Below are 21,574 nucleotides of genomic sequence, written 5' to 3'. Positions count from 1 at the left end.
GCAGCTTACAGCCACTCATATTCCATATCGTAACAATCGATCCCTTCAGACTGATCAATCAAATCAAGCACGCTTTGCAGCTCCCGCTCAATCACTTTGCGGTCGCTGCTTATGCATACAGCACTAAGAGAAGTACGTTGCCAAGCGTCTTGATGATCCATCTCTGAAATCGATAGGTTTCGTTTTCTAACTCTCGTGAGGATGCTTTGCAGCACCGCTCGCTTCTCTTTTAATGAGTGTGATGAAGGAAGGGAACACGTTACATGAAGGGCACCAATCATGTTCTTGGAACTTCAACCATAACGAACGGCTCAATAATGTCGCCTTCTTTTACATCATTAAAGTTTTCAAGTGTCACGCCACACTCATAATTCTTTGCCACTTCGCGCACGTCATCTTTGAAACGTTTCAACGCCTCAACCCGGCCATCGTAAACGACAACCCCGTCGCGAATCACCCGAACTTGACTGTCACGTGTGATTTTCCCATCGGTCACATAGCTACCGGCAATCGTACCGATCTTGGATACTTTGAAGGTTTGGCGAACTTCTACTTGTCCTAAAACCTTCTCTTCAAATTCAGGGTCAAGCATGCCTTTCATTGCCGATTCAATTTCTTCAATGGCATCATAAATGACGCGGTGTAGACGAATGTCTACTTTTTCTGATTCAGCGGTGCGCTTCGCATTCACATCTGGGCGAACGTTAAAGCCGACGATAATCCCGTTGGAAGCAGAAGCTAGAATAACATCGGATTCAGAAATCGCTCCTACACCGGTATGAATGATATTCACCTTCACACCTGCAACGTCAATCTTCTCAAGTGAGCCACGGACCGCTTCCACCGAACCTTGAACGTCTGCTTTAATGATTACATTAATTTCTTTAAGCTCACCTTCTTGAATCTGATTAAACAGATCATCAAGGCTTACTTTTGATGTTTGCTTACGTTCTGCTTCTTTCGCACGGGCTTGACGTCCTTCACCAATTTGGCGAGCCTTCTTCTCGTCTTCAAACACGAGGAACTGGTCACCAGCTAGCGGCACATCGTTAAGTCCTGTAATCTCAACTGGTGTTGATGGATCCGCTTTTTTCACACGACGACCGACGTCATTTACCATTGCACGAATTCTTCCGAACGTACTCCCGACAACAATCGGATCTCCGACGTTCATCGTTCCATTTTGTACGAGCAACGTCGCAACCGGACCGCGTCCACGATCAAGCTCAGCTTCAACGACTGTTCCTTGTGCCCTCTTTTCAGGGTTCGCTTTTAGTTCGCCTACTTCAGCGACGAGAAGGATCATTTCGAGAAGCTCATCAATACCTTCCCCTTTTACCGCAGACACATTCACAAAAATGGTTTCCCCGCCCCACGCTTCAGGAACGAGTTGGTACTCGGTAAGTTCTTGCATGACTCGATCTGGATTTGCGTTTTCTTTATCCATCTTGTTGACCGCAACAATAATCGGTACATCTGCGGCTTTTGCATGGTTTAGAGCCTCCACTGTTTGTGGCATAACCCCATCATCTGCTGCAACAACGAGAATGGTAATATCGGTCACTTCTGCACCCCGTGCACGCATTGTTGTAAATGCTGCGTGTCCTGGTGTATCAAGGAACGTCACTTTCTTCCCGTTTTCTTTCACTTGGTACGCACCAATATGCTGTGTAATTCCACCCGCTTCGGTGTCCGTTACTTTCGTTTTACGAATCGCATCGAGAAGGGTCGTTTTACCGTGGTCAACGTGTCCCATAATCGTGACAACTGGTGGGCGAATTTGAAGATCATCTTCTGTGTCCGCTTCTTCGTATAATTCCATATCTAGCACGTCAACGACTTCTTCTTCTTCCACTTCTACACCAAAGTCTTCACATAGCAAATGAATAGTTGTCGCATCCAACTCTTCATTCTTTGTCGCCATTACACCAAGACCCATTAGTTTCTTAATGAGCTCAGCAGGCTCTTTCTTTAGCTTATCGGCAAGTTCAGCAACGCTTAAGCTGCCTGCAAATGTAATCTTTTCCGGCGTCTTTGGTGCTTCTTTTGGCCGGTTTTTCTTGCTTTTTCCACGTTTCCCTGGTCCCCGATTTCCGCGTAGGTGCGGGGGACGTTGATTTTGCTTAGGGGCTTGACGACGGTTGCGCGTGGAGTTGTCGTTACTTTGTCCGCCAGCGGCTTTCGTAGGTCTCGCCGCTTGGGTAGTTGTTTTTGGTTTATTATCTTTTTGCATACTCCCATCCTTTTTCTCCGCTGATTCACTCTCTAGCTGTTTGATGGCATGATCATCAATCACGGACATATGATTGCTTACTTTTATATTCTTTTCTTTTAAAAGGTTAACAATGTCCTTGCTCGACTTATTTACAGATTTTGCGTATTCATAGACTCTCATTTTCGGCATAAGCATAACCTCCAACTTCTAATCATTGATCATGACTTGTAGTTTTTTTGCGAAACCTTCGTCTGTTATGCCAAGGACAACTCTTTCATGTTTACCGATTGCTCTGCCAAGGTGCTCTCTAGTTCCTGCTGTCTGAATCGGAACGTTGTAAGAATGACACTTCGCATGAAACATCTTGTTTGTATTGCTTGAAGCATCACTAGAAATGAGGACGAGTTTGGCGCGTTGGTCGCGGACGGTTTTAAGAACCGTTTCTTCACCGCTTACCACTTTTCCTGCTCGCATTGCCAAACCAAGGAATTTGTAGAACGCCTCCTCGGTCATCGGCTTGCCTCTTTGCTCTCGTCTATGAGGCGTTCATAATCCTCAGCGGTCAGCTTCACTTTAAGATGACGGGACAATAAATCTTTTTCCCGCATCGTTTGGAAACTCTCAGGTGAATGAGTCACATAAGCCCCGCGTCCGTTTTTTTTACCAGACGGGTCGACGCTCACATAATCATCTGCATCCCGCACTAAACGAATGAGCTCTTTTTTAGGCTTCATTTCATTCGTAACAATGCATTTGCGAAGAGGGGTGTTCTGCTTTCTCATTCCTCTTCATGCTCCTTTGTCATTTCCCAAGAATCATCCGTCCACTCCTCACCTTCTATGGAAGCGGACTCTTCACCGGGAACCCGTGCTGTTTCTGGGTTGTAAATGCCAAGCTCTTCAGCTTCTGATTGGCTTTTAATGTCAATCTTCCAGCCGGTTAACTTTGCCGCTAGTCGTGCATTTTGACCGCGCTTTCCGATCGCAAGAGATAGTTGGTAATCGGGAACGACGACGAGTGTGCTTTTTTCCTCTTCGTTCACTTGCACATCCAACACTTTTGACGGACTGAGCGCATTTCCTACATAGTCAACAGGGTTCGAAGAATACTGCACAATGTCAATCTTTTCGCCTTTTAGTTCATTGACAATCGTTTGAACCCTTTGTCCTCTAGGGCCAACACAAGAACCGACCGGGTCGACCTCAGGGTCCTCAGCGTGAACCGAGATCTTTGAACGATCTCCTGCTTCTCTCGCTACGGACTGAATTTCTACAGTTCCATCATAAATCTCTGGAACTTCTAATTCAAACAATCGTTTTAATAACCCTGGGTGGGTTCTTGAAATCATAATCTGTGGACCTTTTGTCGTCTTTTCCACTTTCGTGATGTATGACTTGATCCGGTCGTTATGACGATACGTTTCATTTTGCATCTGTTCACTTTGTGGAAGAATGGCTTCCACTTTTCCTAGATCCACATAGATGAAACGATGATCTTGCCTTTGTACAATCCCAGTCATAATATCTTCTTCGCGATCGATAAACTCTGAATAAATAATGCTGCGCTCTGCTTCGCGCACTCGTTGAGTAACGACTTGCTTGGCAGTTTGTGCTGCAATTCTTCCAAAGTCTTTCGGTGTCACTTCAATTTCTACAACATCATCAAGCTCATAGCGCACGCTCATCTCTTTGGCAGCTTCAACCGAAATTTCCAAGCGAGGGTCGAAAACTTCTTCCACCACTTGCTTTCTAGCAAACACTTTAATTTCACCATTGTCACGGTTAATGTCAACGCGAACGTTTGGTGCTTGGCTGAAGTTTCGTTTATATGCAGAAATTAATGCGGCTTCAATCGCTTCGAGCACGATTTCCTTTTCGATGCCTTTATCTTCCTCAAGCGTCGTTAAAGCATCTAGAAAGTCGCTGTTCATGACAGTACATTCTCTCCCTTCAATATCAGGCTACGCTTCATTTATAAGACAGATAAGCGTGCCTTCGCTACTTTCGACTCAGGGACAGCAATCAAACTTTTTCTCGTTTTATCGATTACTTCCACTGTCAATTCACCTTCTTCATACTCGGTGAGTGTGCCTTGAATTTCTTTTCTACCTTCGATTGGTTCATACGTCTTCACGTACACTTTCTTACCGACGGCATTTTCGAAATCGGCAGGTTTTTTCAATGGACGTTCAGCACCCGGGGAGCTAACCTCCAAATAATAAAAACCTTCAATCGGGTCTTCTTTATCTAACACTTCACTCACGCGTTCACTTACGAGGCTGCATTCATCCAGCCCCATTCCATTTGGATGATCAATGAACAACCGTAAAAACCAGTTGCTACCTTCTTTTTTATACTCGACATCGACCAATTCCATCTCGAGTTCATCAAGGATGGGTGTGGCGAGTCTTTCAACGGCTTGTGTAATCTCTTGAGACATTTCTCTACCTCCAATCGATGCCTCTTATAAAAGCACATTAAACGTACAAGAAAGAGTGGGGAAGCCCCACTCTTTCCTAAAACTTATCCGTTTGTCACCAAAAATTAGTATAAACCAAAATGGCAAACAATGCAAATTAGAACAAAGAAAGCTGATTGGAATCTGGCAACCCTTCCAACGCTCCACTTTGGTCGAGATGCTCGATGACGGTTTTTGTCGCTTTGCTACGTTGCTGCAAATCTTCTTTCGACAAAAACTCTCCACCTTGCCTCGCATCCACAATGTTCTTAGCAGCATTTGACCCAACACCTTCAAGGGCACCGAATGGCGGGATCAAACCATCCTCATCCACTAGAAATTGGGTCGCTTCCGAGCGGTATAAATCAACGTCGCGGAACGCAAAGCCTCGCTCACACATTTCCAATGCGAGTTCAAGAACGGTGACGAGATTTTTTTCTTTCGGAGACGCATCAAAACCTTTTTGCTGAATATCTTCAATGCGCGCCCGGATTGCCGTTCCGCCTTTTTGCATCGTGTCCAATTCAAAGTCGCTCGCCCTTACACTAAAGTACGCCGCATAAAAAAGAATCGGATGATGCACTTTGAAGTAGGCAATTCTCACAGCCATGAGAACATAAGCTGCAGCGTGGGCCTTCGGGAACATGTATTTGATCTTCAAACAAGAATTAATGTACCACTCCGGCACATTGTGCTTTCTCATCTCTTCAATCCACTCGTCTTGTAACCCTTTCCCTTTACGCACAAACTCCGTAATCTTAAAAGCAAGGCCTGGTTCTAACCCTTTATAAATAAGGTTTACCATAATATTATCTCGTAAACCAATCACATCTTTTAATTCGCAAATCCCGTCACGAATCAGTTCTTCTGCATTACCGAGCCACACATCGGCGCCGTGGGATAGACCGGAGATTTGCAGAAGCTCAGAAAAGGTTTGTGGTTTCGTTTCTTCTAACATTTGTCGCACGAAACGAGTCCCAAACTCAGGGATACCAAACGTTCCCGTTTTGCACATAATCTGATCTGACGTTACCCCTAAGATTTCTGGCCCTTCAAAGATTTTCATTACGTCAGGATCGTCAATTGGGATGTCCTTGGGATCCATGCCGCTTAAGTCTTGAAGCATGCGAATAACCGTCGGATCATCGTGGCCGAGTATATCCAATTTGAGCAAGTTATCATGAATGGAATGAAAGTCAAAGTGGGTCGTTTTCCACGTCGCATTTTTATCATCAGCTGGATATTGAACTGGGGAGAAGTCATGAATATCATAATCATCGGGGACGACGATAATTCCTCCAGGGTGCTGTCCAGTTGTCCGCTTCACACCTGTACATCCGCTCACCAATCGATCAACTTCTGCCCCTCGGTAGTGCAAACCATGATCATTTTGATAGCCACGTACATAGCCATACGCTGTTTTTTCGGCAACGGTCCCAATCGTTCCCGCACGGTACACATTTTCTTCCCCAAATAAATCTCTCGTATATGCATGGGCCCGTGGCTGATATTCACCTGAGAAGTTCAAGTCAATATCGGGGACTTTGTCTCCTTTGAACCCGAGAAACGTTTCAAATGGAATGTCTTGGCCGTCACGCGCATACATTTCTCCACACTGCTCACACGCTTTCTTCGGCAAGTCATAGCCCGATGCTACACTACCATCGTCGAAAAAGATGGAGTGAGTGCAACTTGGGCAGACGTAATGTGGCGGCAGCGGATTCACTTCGGTAATCTCTGACATTGTGGCAACAAATGAAGAGCCGACCGACCCTCTTGAACCAACGAGATAGCCGTCCTCTAGTGATCGTTTTACGAGCTTTTGTGAAATCAAATAGATGACCGCAAACCCGTGACCGATGATGCTATCCAATTCTTTATTCAGCCGTGCTTCCACGATTTCTGGCAAATCTTCACCATATATTTCTTTCGCTCTGCCGTACGTAATGTCGCGCATCTCATCTTCTGCGCCCTCAATGTTTGGCGTATACAAGTCGTCAGGCACGGGTTGAATGTCTTCAGCATGTTGGACGAGCGCTTTCGGTTGCTCGATGACGGCTTGTCTTGCCGCTTCTTCACCTAGAAAAGATAATGCGTCGAGCATTTCAGAAGTGGTGCGAAAGTGGGCTTTCGGTAACGTTTGATTGTTCAGTGGGTTTGCTCCACCTTGCGACCCAATGAGAATCTTGCGATATACCCGGTCTCTTGGCTCTAAATAATGCACATTACCCGTAGCAATTACAGGTTTATCAAGTTTCTTCCCTAAATCATTTAATTTGCGTAGCACATCGTACAGCTGCGCTTCTGTGCGAATGATTTCTTTTTCGATCAGATGCATATAAAGGTCAGGCGGTTGAATCTCGATATAATCATAAAACTTTGCGGCTTTTTCTGCTTCTTCCGGTGACTTCTGCATGACCGCCTCAAACACTTCCCCTTTTTCACAACCCGATCCAATGTACAACCCTTCGCGGTGTTGTTTCAATTTGGATCTAGGAATTCGAGGTGTCCGGTGGAAATAGTGGAGGTGTGATAACGAAACGAGCGTATACAAGTTTTTCAACCCGGTTTGATTTAACACATGAATGGTGCAATGTGACGGCCGGTTTTTATAAAAATCTCCTTGGCCTAAGTTATCATTTAACTGACGGTGAATCGTCATGTTTTGCTCTTCTGCGTCTTTGGATAATCGGTAAAACAAATAAGCAGTAGCCTCTGTATCATAGATGGCACGGTGGTGACTTACAAGCTCAATATCAAACATTTTACAAAGCGTGTTGAGTCGGTGGTTTCTTAAATTCGGATACAAAAAGCGGGCGAGCTCCAGCGTATCAACGACCGGATTTGTAATCTCTGGAAGGTTCACCTTTTTATTGCCTGCGTTAATAAAGCCGATATCAAAACTCGCATTATGAGCAACAAGACCGCTATCCCCAACAAAACGATGGAATTCTTCAAGCACTTGACTTACTTCAGGGGCATCCTCAAGCATTTTGTCAGTAATTCCGGTAAGTTCGGTAATTTTTGCGGTCAATGGCACGTGGGGGTTGGCAAACGATTCATACCGCTCCACAATTTCACCGTTCACGATTTTGACGGCTGCAAGTTCGATAATTGTATCGTACACCGCCGATAGTCCTGTCGTCTCCACGTCAAAAACGACAAATTCATCATCTAACAAGTGGCGGTCACTCTCGTTGTACGCAATCGGCACTCCGTCATCAACAATGTTTGCTTCCATCCCATACAACAGCTTAATGTCGTGCTTTTTCGCAGCTGCATGAGCTTCAGGAAACGCTTGAACGACACCGTGGTCAGTGATGCCAATCGCTTCATGCCCCCACTTAGCCGCTTGAGCGACAAGTTCAGAAGCACTCACTGTTGCATCCATTTGACTCATAAGCGTATGCGTATGCAGTTCGACACGCCGCTCCCCTTCTGGCGATTCGTCCATCCGCTCACTCACTTTAATCTCAAGCATATCGTTGGCGATCATGACTAAATCTCGAACGAATGTATCGTTTTGAATGCTACCTCTTGCTTTAATCCACATGCCTTTTTTTAGTTGTTGCATCATCGGAATGTCCTCTTTGTCTCTTGAGAACATCTTGACGAGCAGTGAATCACTATAGTCGGTCAGTTTCGCAGTAAGCAATAAGCGTCCGCTTCTAAGCTCCCGTGTTTCTACGTCAAACACATACCCTTCAATCGTCACACGTCGTTCTTCATCTTGAATTGATGTAAGTTGGACGGCTTCGTCCTTAATCGGATAGCCTAGCTGTAAAGGCTGGTGCTGGAGTTTTGCACCGCTCTCTTTTTCTAGCTTTTGCCTCTCCATCATTGCCTCAATGACCTTCGTTTGATCTTCTTCTTGTTTCTTTTGGATGAATCGTTCTTCTTCTTCAGAGCTCGCCTCCACATATGTGTCAAGGTTTATTCGTTCAAAGCCAACTTGTGCGATCGCCTTCTCAAGTTGCGCCTTTACTTGTCGTTCGAGAGAATTTGCTTCTGCTTCACTCAAACAACGTAACAATATGCCGCGTTCGTTCACTTTCGGAACGGAACGCTCGAGCTTTATGCGAGTATGGTCAGGGATTTGTTCTGCTTTTTGGACAATCGCCTGCCAATACGGTTCAATGTCTTCTTTCTTTAATTCCCCTGCTTCATAATGAATCGAAAAGCCAACAGCTGCAATCTCTTGAAACGCAGATTTTAGCTTTTCATTTAATAGTTGAAGCACGCTAGCGCTAACAGGCTTTTTCACTTGCAAGTGAAATTGCCAATGCTTTTGTGAGCGGTTCACTTCAAGTCGGGTAATTTTGCCGTCTTGAAGTTCTTTTGCAAACGGATCATCACTCATGCCGATCTGCTCGAGTAACAGCAAAAAGCGATCTTCCCTCATCCTCTCGTCCATTGCTCCCCCTCCTCAGACAAGAACAGAGAGGACGTTGGTCAGCCCTCTCTGTTCTTTATTTGTTTAAGAAAACCAGTAGCTCATCAACGTGAACCTCATCCATATCCCCTGATTTACGATCCTTTACTTCCACAATGCCTTCTCCCGCCCGTTTTCCAACGGAGATGCGGACTGGCAACCCAAAAAGATCACTGTCATTGAACTTCACGCCTGCTCTTTCTTTTCGATCATCGTATAATACATCATAGTTTGCCGTTTTTAATGTTTCATAGAGCGTATCACTCAACGCCACTTGCTCTTCATTTTTTGCATTTAAGACGAGCAAATGAACATCAAACGGTGCCGCTTCTTTCGGCCAAGCAATGCCTCGCTCATCGTGATGTTGTTCTACAATTGCTGCTAACGTTCGGCTAATGCCAATGCCATAACACCCCATCGTAAGTGGTGTAGACCGTCCATTGTCATCTAACACTTCTGCTTTTAACGTCTCAGAATACTTCGTCCCTAACTTGAACACTTGTCCAATCTCAATCCCTTGTGCAAATTGGATCGTGCCCTTGCCATCTGGTGACGGGTCTCCTTCTTTAATGAGACGAATATCGGCAAATGTGTGGTCCGTCACGTCACGCTTTGCATTCACGTGCACGTAGGCTTGTCCTGTCTCGTTCGCCCCAGCGATTAAACTCTCAAATGGCTCGAGGCGATGGTCAAACAGTACGCGCACATCGCTTGGCACATCTACTGGCCCTAAGTCATCATTTGATTGAACATTGAATAGCGATTGAACTTGGTCAATGGACGCTTCTACAACATCAATGCTGCCAATCGCAGCCCCTAATTTCACGTCGCTAATGTCATCGCCTTTTTGTGCGACGGCAAGTACCGGTGCGTCTTCTACAAAAAAGAGCGTTGACGTAACAACAGCAGACTGTTCCTGATTCTCCACTGTTGTCAGTGCCGTTTTCAAGAGCGGTTGCTCTTCCCCCACCCGGTCCGTTGACGGCGGATGTGTTGCGGCAATTTCAATGTTTGCTGCGAAGTTTGATCCATCTGAATAGGCGATTGTATCTTCGCCAATATCAGCGAGTGCCTGAAATTCATGTGTCTGACCTGATGAACCACTAATGGCCCCACCGTCCGCTTCAACCGCTCTAAAGTTCAAGCCAAGTCGGGAAAAGATTCGCTCATACGTCGCAAACATCCGCCAGTATTCTTCGTCAAGCTCTTCTTCTGTAATGCTAAATGAATAGCTGTCTTTCATAATAAACTCACGACCGCGAAGCAACCCAAACCGTGGGCGCCGTTCATCGCGATACTTCGTTTGAATTTGGTATAAATTCATCGGCAAGCGTTTGTAACTCGTCACACCGTCACGGACGAGCGATGTGATCACTTCCTCGTGGGTTGGACCGAGAACGAAAGGTCGCTCGTGACGGTCATGCAAGCGGACAAGCTCAGGTCCGTAATCTTGCAATCGCCCGGATTCTTCCCATAGTTCTGCAGGTTGAATGGCTGGCATCAACAGTTCTTGAGCGCCTGTATTGTCCATTTCCTCACGCACGACCGTTTGGATTTTTTGAATCATCCGCTGACCAAGCGGCAAATATGAATAAATTCCAGCTGCGTTTTGTCGAATCAATCCTGCACGAAGCATCAGCTGGTGACTAACCGCCTCAGCATCAGCAGGTACATCACGCATTGTTGGACTAAAAAATGTCTGTTGTCTCATCGCATTCAACTCACTTTTTTGTCTGTCTCATCTATAAGAAAAGACGTGTTATGTCGTTCCACGTTACCATGATTACAAGCAGCATTAAGAGGGCAAATCCCACAAAGTGAGCCATCCCTTCTTTTCCTGGGTCAATCGGCTTTCCACGAATAGCTTCAAGCCCAATAAAGACGAGGCGCCCGCCATCAAGTGCAGGGATTGGCAACAAGTTCATAATCCCGATATTCACACTGAGTATGCCTGCCCAGAAGAACAGCATCTCGTACCCCATTTGCACAACTTCTCCGGTGTAGTCGTAAATTCCAACTGGACCCGCGAGCATGTCAATGGAGAACTCACCGGTAAAGATGAGTGACAGTACATCTGCAATTAGCTCAACAACATCCCACAACTTCACGAAGCTATCTGTAATGACGAGCATAAACGATACTTCAGATTCAGGAACGACACCAATTTGTCCAAAATATTCATCGAGTGGTTCTTGATAAATGCTGTCGGGTGAAATGAGGATCGTTTCTTGAGAACTGTCAGCACGTTCAATATGGAACGATAATTCTTCGCCAGGACTCGTTTGAATCGTTTCTGACATCTCACCCCAAGACGTAATTTCTTCACCGTTAATCGATAACACTTCGTCTCCTGGAGCAAGGCCAACGTCTTCAGCAGGAGAGCCTTCCATCACTTGGTCAACGATCGGGACTGGCACGCCTTCCATGACGTTGTACGTCACGAACAATAAAATGGCAAGCACGAAATTCATTAGCGGTCCTGCAAAAATCGCTACGGCTTTTTGCCATGGCTTTTTGGAACCAAACTGTCGGTCCCACGGTGCGAGTTGATCTCTTTCTTCATCAACGATCAAGTCAGCTTGGCGATCGACTTCAAAACGGACGAGTCCTTCGTCTTCATCTCCGTAAGCTTCAATCATCATCTCATGCTCAAGGTCAATACGTTCGACTGACACGATCTTCGCATTCGGATGTTTCGCTTTATTGTTGACGATAATTTCTTTTACTTTGTCTTCATCGTTAAATGTAAGCCCAATCTCATAGCCTGGTTTGATCGTAACCGATTCGGGGTCTTCCCCTGCCATTCGAACAAACCCACCTATTGGAAAAAGGCGAATCGTATAGAGCGTTTCATTCTTTTTCTTTGAATACAACTTCGGTCCAAAGCCAATCGCAAATTCACGACAGAGGATGCCCATTTTTTTGGCAAAGTACAGATGACCCCATTCGTGAATCGCTACGATCAACCCAAAAATAATGATAACGGCTATGAGCGTTTGCACATGCTTCCCACCTTATCTGTTCATAGCGCTCTTACACGTTTTCTCGTCTCTTCATCAACAGCCAGTACATCTTCAATGGAAGGTTGCGAGATTTTGTCGTGCGTTTCAAGCGCCTTTTCTACTATGTCAGCAATGCCTAAAAACGATACTTTCTCCTGTAAGAAAAGCTCGACTGCAACTTCATTTGCTGCATTTAACACCGTTGGCATCGATCCACCTGCTTTACCCGCACCAATGGACAAGTCCAAACAACGATGTTTATTTTGATCATACGCCTCAAAATGCAGTTTGCCTACTTCCAATAAGTTTAACCTTTCTGTCCCACCGAGTTCAAGTCGATTCGGATAAGTAAGTGCATATTGAATGGCGACCTTCATGTCGGGGCTTCCGAGCTGAGCAATGACGCTCTTATCGATATACTCAACGAGGGAGTGGATAATGCTTTCACGGTGGATGACAACGTCAATCTTTTCGTAAGGTAGACCGAACAACCAATGAGCTTCAATCACTTCAAGGCCTTTGTTCATCATCGTGGCCGAATCAATCGTAACTTTTTGTCCCATTGACCAATTCGGATGTTTGAGTGCATCACTTGGTGTTGCTGTTTTTAACTGCTCGTACGACCAATCTCGAAAACTTCCTCCAGAAGCGGTAACGATAATTCGCTCAACTTCACTCAGTTTGTTCCCTTGTAAACTTTGTAAGATGGCTGAATGCTCACTATCAACCGCAATTAATTCTGCTCCGTACTCCCGACACGTTTCTGTGACGAGGTGACCTGCGGTAACGAGTGTTTCTTTATTGGCAATCCCGATTTTTTTACCTACCTTAGCGGCTGCCATCGTCGGAAGAAGTCCTCTCGCACCTACCATCGCATTCATCACAAAATCTACATCACTGTGCGCGACCGCTTCCACCAATGCTTCTTCGCCAGCGTACGCACGTGCATGACCGAGATGACCTTTTAATTTAGGCAAATCTTCAACTCGTCCAATAATAACCACTTCTGGTTCGAAGGCAGCAATTTGCTGTTTAAGCAAATCGATGTTCCGTCCGCAAGCAAGGGTGTGTACTGTAAACTGGTCCGGATGCTCTCTGATAACGTCTAGCGTTTGCGTTCCAATTGAACCCGTTGAGCCGATAACGGCAATCTTTTTCATATGTTTCTCCTCCTCAATCATACATCTAGAAAATGACAGTTAGAACATAAAGTAGCGGAAAAACGAACAAAAGACTGTCAAATCGGTCAAGCACCCCACCATGTCCAGGCAGAATCTTTCCTGAATCTTTCACTTGGTAATAACGTTTAAAGGCAGATTCAACGAGATCCCCACATTGCGCAGCAATGCTAATCACGATGAGCGCGATGATCGTGATGAGTGGCATGTCATATGGTGGCCAAATAAAGCTAAAGATAATGCCGACCACAAGTGCCAAAACGAGCCCACCAAGGGCGCCTTCAATCGTTTTATTCGGAGAAACATTCGGGGATAATTTGTTGCGACCAAACCGCTTCCCAAACAAGTATGCTCCTGTGTCTGTTGCCCAGATGGCAAGCAAAACAAAAAATATGTATTCAAGACCCATGTCCACTCTTGCTGCGTAAAAGAAATGAAATCCCATGCCGACATACAAAGCTGAGAATGCCACAAACGCTGCGATTCCAAAATGATACCGGTTATTTGTAAAAAAGGTAACGAGCAACAAGAGAATAAATATAACAATCAAAAGCGCAAGGGTCGATTCATTTGCAAACCTTTCTAACCCAGGGCCAGTAAATAATAAGACGAGCGATGCACTCACACCAAGCAAAGCCGGTAGTGAGATCATTGGGATTTGATTCATTCTAAGCAATTCAAGTACACCAACGATCGTCATCGCGGCGACAAGTATACTAAACGCAGGGCCGCCGATAATTAATGGCACAAGCAGCACGACAAGCCCTACAATTGCTGTTAATACTCTAAGCTTCATATGAGCCTCTCCTTAAATGCTGCCGTATCGGCGCTTCCGCTTTTGATAGATATCAACGGCCTCAAAGAAATCTTGTCTTGAGAATTCTGGCCATAGGACGTCTGTAAACACAAATTCACTATACGCCATTTGCCAAAGCATAAAGTTACTCAAACGCAGTTCACCACTCGTACGAATGAACAAGTCCGGATCTGGGATTTCTGATGTAAAAAGATAGTCTTCAATGTGTTGTTCTGTAATGTCATTCGCTTGTTTTTTACCTTGTTCTACATCTTCACATAGCTTTCGTACGGCCTGGGTGATTTCTGCCCGTCCACCATAATTCAATGCAAGGTTTAGGACAATTCCCGTGTTATGCTTCGTTTCTTCAGCTGCTCGGTTCACTGCCACTTGTGTATGTACAGGTAGCTCATTCGCTGAACCAATAATCTTCACACACACATTATTCTTTTGCAGTTTCGGCAACTCACTTGATAAAAACCGTTGCGGAAGGCGAAGGATAAAATCAACTTCGTTCTTCGGTCTGCCCCAATTTTCTGTTGAAAATGCAAACAGCGTCAAAATCTCTACGCCAACATCATCCGCTGCTTTGGCTACTTCATGAATCTTCTTCATTCCTTCACGATGACCGATGTTTCTCGGCAGCCCCTGCCTTGTGGCCCACCTGCCGTTACCATCCATGACAATCGCTACGTGCTTAGGGACCTGAGAGGTCAAATCCTCTGCTTGAGATTCATTTTGTTTCTTTAAAAATCTCTCCAACATTGTACGCACCAGCCTCGTGTTCGTAAAATACTCGGTACCCTCGTCGGCCTGTCAAAAAGCGAATAAGGAAATTATATTTTATAAAACAATCCCTCACAATACAAGATAAAACCCCCTGAAAAACGTAGAGGGTTTTATCTTGGACAGGGGATTGTCACAATTTACACTTCCATAATTTCTTCTTCTTTTGCTTCGGCTGCCTCGTCCACCGCTTTTACGAAATCATTCGTCAGCTTTTGCACATCATCTTGTGCACGACGGGATTCGTCTTCAGTAATGTCCCCATCTTTTTCTTGCTTTTTAAGTTGGTCATTTCCATCACGACGGATGTTGCGGACAGAAACTCGAGCATCTTCTGCATATTTACGCACAAGCTTGGCCAACTCTTTTCTTCGTTCTTCAGTAAGAGCTGGAATCGTAATGCGAATGACTGAACCATCATTGTTCGGAGTAAGACCAAGATCAGCTTTTTGAATTGCCTTTTCAATCTCAGCAATCGACGATTTGTCAAAAGGAGAAACAACGAGCAAACGACCTTCAGGCACACTTACTGTAGCGATTTGGTTCAGCGGTGTATCCATTCCATAATAGCTCACAAGTACTTTATCAAGAAGTGCTGGGTTCGCACGTCCTGCTCGTAATGTCGCAAGCTCACGGTGAAGCGCGTCGACCGCTTTTTGCATTCTTGTTTTTGCATCTTGCATAACTTCAGATGACATTAAGAATTCCCCCTTACGACGGTTCCGATGTCTTCACCTTGAACCGCACGTTTAATATTTCCTTCTTCAGTAATGGAAAAGACGAGCAGCGGAATGTCATTATCCATGCAAAGGGATGAGGCAGTGGAATCCATAACGCCTAATCCGTCTTTTAGCACGTCTAAATACGACAATTCTTTATACTTTACAGCATTTTCATCTTTAAACGGGTCTGCGCTATACACACCATCGACTTTGTTTTTCGCCATGAGAATCACATCGGCTTCAATCTCTGCAGCGCGAAGAGCTGCAGTTGTATCCGTAGTGAAATATGGATTACCTGTACCACCAGCGAAGATCACGACACGTTTCTTTTCAAGGTGTCGAATGGCTTTGCGACGAATGTACGGTTCAGCCACTTGTCTCATTTCAATGCTCGTTTGCACACGACTTTCCACTTCGATATCCTCAAGGCTATCTTGCAACGCCAATGCGTTCATGACGGTTGCAAGCATTCCCATGTAATCTGCTGTTGCTCGGTCCATTCCTTGTGAACTTCCAGCCATACCTCTCCAGATGTTCCCAGCTCCGACAACGACAGCTACTTCTGTTCCTAACTTCACGACATCTTTAATCTGTTCTGCGATGGATTGAATCATGGCCGGCTCAATGCCGTACCCTTGTTCTCCCGCTAATGCTTCCCCGCTTAATTTCAGAATCACGCGCTCATAAGTATGCATGCTGCTCCTCCAGTTAACGAATTGCTTCACTACAATTGATTGTAAAATAGGGAACACCTTCGTGTTCCCTATCGATTATTTTTTCACTTGAGACATAACTTCGTCAGCGAAGTTGTCTTCGCGCTTCTCGATGCCTTCGCCTACTTCATAACGAACAAACGTAGAAACGGTCGCACCTTTGCTCTTCAAGAAATCTTCAACGGTTTGGTCACCGTCTTTAACGAATGGCTGGTCAATAAGAACGACTTGCTCAAAGAATTTCTTCAAACGGCCTTCAACCATTTTTTCAACAATCTTCTCTGGCTTGCCTTCGTTAAGTGCTTGTTGCTTAAGAATCTCACGCTCTTGGTCCACTTCTTCAGCAGGAACGCTGTCACGGCTTGAATACCTTGGGTTAATGGCAGCAACATGCATGGAAATATCTTTTGCAACTTGCTCTTCTGTAGTTCCTTGAACGACAGAAAGTACACCAATCTTACCACCCATGTGCAAGTACGCGCCAAACACACTGTTGTCGTCTTTTTCAGCGATTGTGAAACGACGAAGTGAAATCTTCTCACCGATTTTTGCAATTTGGTCCGTAATATACGTCTCGAGTGTTTCTCCAGAGCTCATCGTCGTTTGCAATGCAGCGTCAACGTCTGCTGGCTCATGATCAAGCAGGTGGTTCGCAATCGTATCGACGAGGTTCAAGAACCCTTCGTTTTTCGCAACAAAATCTGTCTCAGCATTGATTTCAACAATAACCGCTTTGTTACCTTTTACTTCTACTTTCGTAAGACCTTCTGCTGCAACACGGTCTGCTTTCTTCGCTGCTTTAGCGATGCCCTTCTCACGAAGGTAAGCCACTGCTGCTTCCATGTCTCCATCTGTTTCTGTAAGTGCTTTTTTGCAATCCATCATACCCGCGCCTGTTTTTTCGCGGAGTTCTTTTACGAGCTTAGCTGAAATAGCCATTTCGAATCGTCCTCCTTATAATTGGTCAATCTGTTCATGAAAAAAGGGGTACAAGGGTATCACCCTTGTCACCCCTCTTCAGTCGTTTATTATTCGTCAGCTGCAGTTACAGCTGCTTCTTTTGATTCTTCGTTCGCTGCTACTTCTTCTTCCTCACCTTGGCTAGCTTCAACAATTGCGTCCGCCATCTTTGATGTGAGCAAGCGTACCGCACGAATTGCATCGTCGTTTCCAGGAATCACGTAATCAATTTCATCCGGGTCACAGTTCGTATCAACAATAGAGATAATTGGAATGTTCAATTTGTGCGCTTCTGCTACAGCAATGCGTTCCTTACGCGGGTCAACGATGTAGATCGCGTCAGGAAGACCTTTCATGTCCTTAATACCACCTAAGAACTTTTCAAGGCGATCCATTTCTTTTTGAAGTAAAATAACTTCTTTTTTAGGAAGGACTTCAAATGTCCCGTCTTCTTGCATCTTCTCAAGATCTTTTAGGCGCTTAATACGCTTTTTGATCGTTTCGAAGTTCGTAAGCGTACCACCTAACCAACGTTGGTTAATATAGTACATTCCCGCACGCTCAGCTTCTTCACGAACAGAGTCTTGTGCTTGTTTCTTCGTACCAACGAAAAGGACTTTTCCTCCGTCAGCTGCAAGATCGCGAACGTACTTGTAGCACTCGTCCACTTTCTTTACGGTCTTCTGTAGGTCGATGATGTAAATTCCGTTTCTCTCCGTAAAGATGTAACGGTCCATCTTAGGGTTCCATCGACGTGTTTGGTGTCCGAAATGAACACCTGCTTCTAACAATTGCTTCATAGAAATAACTGCCATGATTCTTTTCCTCCTTCGGTTTTTACCTCCGCTTACTTCTCTTTCAAAAACGACCGTTAAAACGGCACCGATTCTTGAATCCATAAGCGTGTGTATTAACACCATCAGTAAATATACCACAAACAATAAACAAAGGGCAAGAGGTTGTTGTGAAAGTATTTTCTTTACGTACACAAACGTATTCAAAGACGCGACTCGGTTGCTCGCCTTCCTTATAAGCGCTTTTGTTCAAAGCGATGAAAAACGAGCCATTTCCTTTTATCCATTATGAAGACGGATCATTAAGTTCACTTCCCCGTGCCCTAAACCAAGGGTTCTCGCAATTGTTTCAGGAGATGAGCCTTCCTTGTACATTTGCAACACTTGCGCTTCTTTAGAAATGTGTAAAGGCGTATCATCATCATTCTGAATAAACTCGTCAGCGGCAGCTACTTCTTCGAGCACGTCTTTAAATGCCGCTTTTCCTTCTGGTTCAGAGTTGTCTACAATCAGCCCTTTTTGTTTTACATAGTGGATCACCCGATCATTGTCTGCTTTCATCTCGTTTGTATATTTAATGAGTAACTGTTCAACCTCGTCGGCATCTTCACCAAACCTCGCCTTTGGCTTCGTATAATACAAGTAAAGGACAAAGAGAATGGTTACGATATGAAGCAAGATGCTTAAAATCCCCCATCCGGACATACTTACACCTCCGCACTTACATTGATGTGAGAACAATCTCCCCATTATCTAGTTGAAAAACAGCGGCGTGTCTCGTTTTCGTAACACTTTTTCGGTATTTGCCAAAATGCGCCACTGTATTCATATGTGTCGCTTTCTCAACGACAATCATGACTGACTCCCCAAAAGTGTTTTGGTCTTCAATCTCTCGAATCGTGTCTGTTGCGAGATGAATTTTCGTTATCCAATCTTCCATAGTGTTGCGAATGCGAAGTCTCGTCACCCGGTCTTTCATACTTAGAAATCCTTGTGCTTTTTCTTTTTGAGCAATCACATGTTTGAGTTGCTGAAGTTTTTTGAGTTCCTCTTTGCCATGCTCAATCGTTCGCTTCGCTTCTTTTTCTTTGTTGAGCCGTTGTTCACTGACGCCGATGTACAATGCTGTTGGCGTGTTCAAGTGATTTCCAGCTTCTCGAACTCGGATGTTCTTCCCCGCTGAATTCTTGCCGCCGATAATGTTCCCTTTGCCCGTGTTGCATATGAGGGATTGTCCAGCATCCACTCGACTATGTATAATGCTTTGGGAAACAATGATGTTGTTTCCAGCAGTGACAATGCCTTGATTAATGTAGCCACATTCAATGTTGTAGCCCGCGACCACTCGTCCTTTACCTTGAGCAGCAATCCCTTGATGGATGTAGACCGACCCTTCGGCATGGATATCCGCACTCTCAACAATGCCTGTAATGCGAACGTCCCCTTTGGCCTCCACACGATACCCTGACGGCACGGAACCACGTATGACAACGTTTCCATTAAAACGAATATTTCCTGTTTGCATTGAAATATCGCCGTTCACCTCATACACAGGATACACGTGAATCCGTCTTCCTTCAATGCTCAGTTGACCGCTCACATTAGCAACAATTTCTCCTCGTTCTTGAACGACGGTCGTATTCTTCCCATTTCTTAATGTGAAATCATTCCCTAAAATACCTGGTATTCGGACTCCAGACAGCGTGGAACCACTCTCTCCTTCAGTCGGCATCACTTTTCTAGCCACAACTTCGCCTTGTTCTGCCATTGGAATGGTAAGTACGTGTTTATAGTCTCGTGTCCGTTCGTGTTCATGATCTTCTTGAGCTGTTGTGTTGTCTTCATCATTAACATAGTGTAGCCATGCAGATTCGCCTTTTTTCGGTGCCGTTCCTTTAGCAACAACAACAGGGTATGAGAGCAGTTCAGGATGTTCGCACAACTTGGTGATTGCTTCATCAAGGTGACCATGAGAGATGTTTTGGCTATGTAAAAATTCTTTCCATTCTTCCATTTGAAACTTCTGACCTTCTTTAATGATACCTCGCTTATAACAAGAGGCTTTCATATTCTCATTAGTAACCTTGATTAAAAAGCAATCCTCAAGCTTCATAGGATCCCCCCGCCATCGTATTAACGAACCGCTATTTCTTTTCGCAATGCCTTCCTTAATTTAAACAATGCTTTTGAATGAATTTGTGAAATTCTTGATGTAGACAAGCGCAATGTTTGGCCAATTTCTGTTAGCGTAAGTTCTTCAAAATAAAAGAGAGACACGACGAGCTTTTCTTTCTCGCCAAGCATACCGATACTTTCTTCAATCTCTCGATAGACGAGTTGCCTTTCGAAACGTTCATGAGGGATGTCTTGTTGCTGATCTGCAATCATCGATTGATAGGCTTCCTCTTTATCTCCGTCTGCTTTTGTTTCTTGATCAATGGACAACCAGTTAGCAAAATAGCTGTCTGCCGTTGTCTTTAACACATCATCCACGCTCATATTTAATGCTTTAGCAACGTCGTGTTCGGTCACGTGCCTTGCATACTTTTGTTCTAGCTGTTCTGTGCACTCATCAATTCGCTTCATTTTCTCTCTCGCTGATCGAGGTAACCAATCTTGCTTTCGCAAACTATCAATAATCGCACCACGAACGCGAAAAGAAGCATACGTATCAAACTTCAGGTCACGATGAATGTCAAATTTATTGAGGGCATCGTACAATCCGATTAGCCCTTGAGAACGAAGCTCTTCACGCTCCATATTCCTCGGTAATGAAGCACCGATTCGGTTCACATGATATTCGACAAGCGGGAGGTACGCCTCGATAATGTCATTTGCAGATTGTGAATCTTTATGTTCGTGCCATTTGAGCCACGCCTCTTCCAATGCCGTACTCGAAGTCACACGAATTCCCTCCTTTCTTAATCAATGTTAATAGTAATTTGTTCCTAGCGTACTCGTTCGCACTTCCATTTGTTTCGTTTCTGGATTAAACATGACCGTTCGACCGTCATGACCACCGGTTTCACTCGCTATGATTGGGATAGAGAGTTTGTCCAACGCTTCAATAACTGCGATCTCATTTCTTTTTCCAATGTGCAAAATACGCGCGTCATTTCGTGACGCCGCAAACATTTGCGCACCTCCGGCAATCTTCACGCGAATCTTGTCGGCCTGCACGTGAAAATTCACAAGCATCATTCGACGCATTTTTGGAATCGCAACATCGGCATATTTCGCCACTTTATGATCGGTTATAATTCGCGCAGGCGCTTGAGGGAGCACAACGTGTGCAAGTATCGAACACGGCTTGTCATCGGCATACATGAAAATAGCTATACAAGAACCTAGACTAATGACTCGTAACGTTTGCGGTGCACAGCCGACCACTAGTTCCCCCATGCCCGCATGCACAGATGTTTGCGTGATCATCGGCATTCCTCAACTCTTTCAATTGTTGTAATTGACTAATTTTATAATTCTATTGTACCACGAAAATATTGCCGAAAATCAGATAAA

General features: G+C 44.8%; 20 protein-coding genes. All 20 read right to left on the bottom strand.

The features are described from left to right. Positions 1–5 precede the first annotated feature (5 nt). Positions 6–281 carry a DUF503 domain-containing protein gene (locus tag ACE1TF_RS02570; protein ID WP_042396837.1) on the bottom strand — a complete coding sequence of 92 codons (276 nt, stop codon included), beginning with the start codon at positions 279–281 and terminating at the stop codon, positions 6–8. Continuing rightward, entirely contained in the window at positions 278–2,404 is a 2,127-nt protein-coding gene (infB, locus tag ACE1TF_RS02565) for a translation initiation factor IF-2 (protein WP_375013969.1), read from the bottom strand. The genes ACE1TF_RS02570 and infB overlap by 4 nt, the downstream gene beginning before the upstream one ends. Before the next feature lie 18 nt (positions 2,405–2,422). Continuing rightward, positions 2,423–2,728, bottom strand: a complete 306-nt coding sequence (locus ACE1TF_RS02560) for a YlxQ family RNA-binding protein (RefSeq protein WP_042396840.1) — start codon at positions 2,726–2,728, stop codon at positions 2,423–2,425. Continuing rightward, positions 2,725–2,997, bottom strand: coding sequence for an RNase P modulator RnpM (gene rnpM / locus ACE1TF_RS02555; protein ID WP_375013967.1), 273 nt, complete (start codon positions 2,995–2,997; stop codon positions 2,725–2,727). The genes ACE1TF_RS02560 and rnpM overlap by 4 nt, the downstream gene beginning before the upstream one ends. Then, positions 2,994–4,145, bottom strand: a complete 1,152-nt coding sequence (nusA, locus tag ACE1TF_RS02550; protein ID WP_375013965.1) for a transcription termination factor NusA — start codon at positions 4,143–4,145, stop codon at positions 2,994–2,996. The genes rnpM and nusA overlap by 4 nt, the downstream gene beginning before the upstream one ends. Positions 4,146–4,186: 41 nt before the next feature. Continuing rightward, entirely contained in the window at positions 4,187–4,654 is a 468-nt protein-coding gene (gene rimP, locus ACE1TF_RS02545; protein WP_042396847.1) for a ribosome maturation factor RimP, read from the bottom strand. 136 nt (positions 4,655–4,790) lie between these two features. Further along, positions 4,791–9,086: a PolC-type DNA polymerase III gene (locus ACE1TF_RS02540; protein ID WP_375013963.1), complete on the bottom strand. Its 4,296-nt coding sequence runs from the start codon at positions 9,084–9,086 to the stop codon at positions 4,791–4,793. Between the two features lie 55 nt (positions 9,087–9,141). Then, positions 9,142–10,815 carry a proline--tRNA ligase gene (locus ACE1TF_RS02535; RefSeq protein ID WP_375013961.1) on the bottom strand — a complete coding sequence of 558 codons (1,674 nt, stop codon included), beginning with the start codon at positions 10,813–10,815 and terminating at the stop codon, positions 9,142–9,144. Positions 10,816–10,846: 31 nt separating this feature from the next. After that, entirely contained in the window at positions 10,847–12,106 is a 1,260-nt protein-coding gene (rseP, locus tag ACE1TF_RS02530; protein WP_375013959.1) for an RIP metalloprotease RseP, read from the bottom strand. 20 nt (positions 12,107–12,126) lie between these two features. Beyond that, positions 12,127–13,266, bottom strand: coding sequence for a 1-deoxy-D-xylulose-5-phosphate reductoisomerase (gene dxr, locus ACE1TF_RS02525; protein ID WP_375013957.1), 1,140 nt, complete (start codon positions 13,264–13,266; stop codon positions 12,127–12,129). Between the two features lie 25 nt (positions 13,267–13,291). Next, positions 13,292–14,080, bottom strand: coding sequence for a phosphatidate cytidylyltransferase (locus tag ACE1TF_RS02520; protein ID WP_375013955.1), 789 nt, complete (start codon positions 14,078–14,080; stop codon positions 13,292–13,294). A gap of 12 nt (positions 14,081–14,092) precedes the next feature. Further along, on the bottom strand, positions 14,093–14,845 hold the full coding sequence (locus tag ACE1TF_RS02515; protein WP_375013953.1) for an undecaprenyl pyrophosphate synthase: 753 nt from the start codon (positions 14,843–14,845) through the stop codon (positions 14,093–14,095). Between the two features lie 161 nt (positions 14,846–15,006). After that, on the bottom strand, positions 15,007–15,564 hold the full coding sequence (frr, locus tag ACE1TF_RS02510) for a ribosome recycling factor (RefSeq protein WP_042396861.1): 558 nt from the start codon (positions 15,562–15,564) through the stop codon (positions 15,007–15,009). After that, positions 15,564–16,283 carry a UMP kinase gene (gene pyrH, locus ACE1TF_RS02505; protein WP_375013951.1) on the bottom strand — a complete coding sequence of 240 codons (720 nt, stop codon included), beginning with the start codon at positions 16,281–16,283 and terminating at the stop codon, positions 15,564–15,566. The genes frr and pyrH overlap by 1 nt, the downstream gene beginning before the upstream one ends. Positions 16,284–16,358: 75 nt before the next feature. After that, positions 16,359–17,240 carry a translation elongation factor Ts gene (tsf, locus tag ACE1TF_RS02500; protein ID WP_375013949.1) on the bottom strand — a complete coding sequence of 294 codons (882 nt, stop codon included), beginning with the start codon at positions 17,238–17,240 and terminating at the stop codon, positions 16,359–16,361. 89 nt (positions 17,241–17,329) lie between these two features. Next, positions 17,330–18,076 carry a 30S ribosomal protein S2 gene (rpsB, locus tag ACE1TF_RS02495; protein WP_375013947.1) on the bottom strand — a complete coding sequence of 249 codons (747 nt, stop codon included), beginning with the start codon at positions 18,074–18,076 and terminating at the stop codon, positions 17,330–17,332. Positions 18,077–18,334: 258 nt separating this feature from the next. After that, complete coding sequence (locus ACE1TF_RS02490; RefSeq protein ID WP_375013945.1) at positions 18,335–18,760, bottom strand: DUF6115 domain-containing protein; 426 nt, start codon at positions 18,758–18,760, stop codon at positions 18,335–18,337. 16 nt (positions 18,761–18,776) lie between these two features. Then, positions 18,777–20,168 carry a flagellar assembly protein A gene (locus ACE1TF_RS02485; protein WP_375013943.1) on the bottom strand — a complete coding sequence of 464 codons (1,392 nt, stop codon included), beginning with the start codon at positions 20,166–20,168 and terminating at the stop codon, positions 18,777–18,779. Between the two features lie 20 nt (positions 20,169–20,188). Further along, a complete protein-coding gene (locus ACE1TF_RS02480) occupies positions 20,189–20,959 on the bottom strand; it encodes a FliA/WhiG family RNA polymerase sigma factor (RefSeq protein ID WP_042396871.1) in 771 nt (256 codons plus the stop codon). A gap of 27 nt (positions 20,960–20,986) precedes the next feature. Then, the gene (locus tag ACE1TF_RS02475; RefSeq protein WP_375013940.1) at positions 20,987–21,487 is read right to left on the bottom strand and encodes a chemotaxis protein CheD; all 501 of its coding nucleotides are present in this window, start codon (positions 21,485–21,487) and stop codon (positions 20,987–20,989) included. Between the last annotated feature and the right edge of the window lie 87 nt (positions 21,488–21,574).

The sequence above is a fragment of the Geomicrobium sp. JSM 1781026 genome (assembly GCF_041949955.1).
Classification (GTDB): domain Bacteria; phylum Bacillota; class Bacilli; order Bacillales; family Marinococcaceae; genus Geomicrobium_A.
This window is presented reverse-complemented; position numbering and strand designations above follow the sequence as displayed.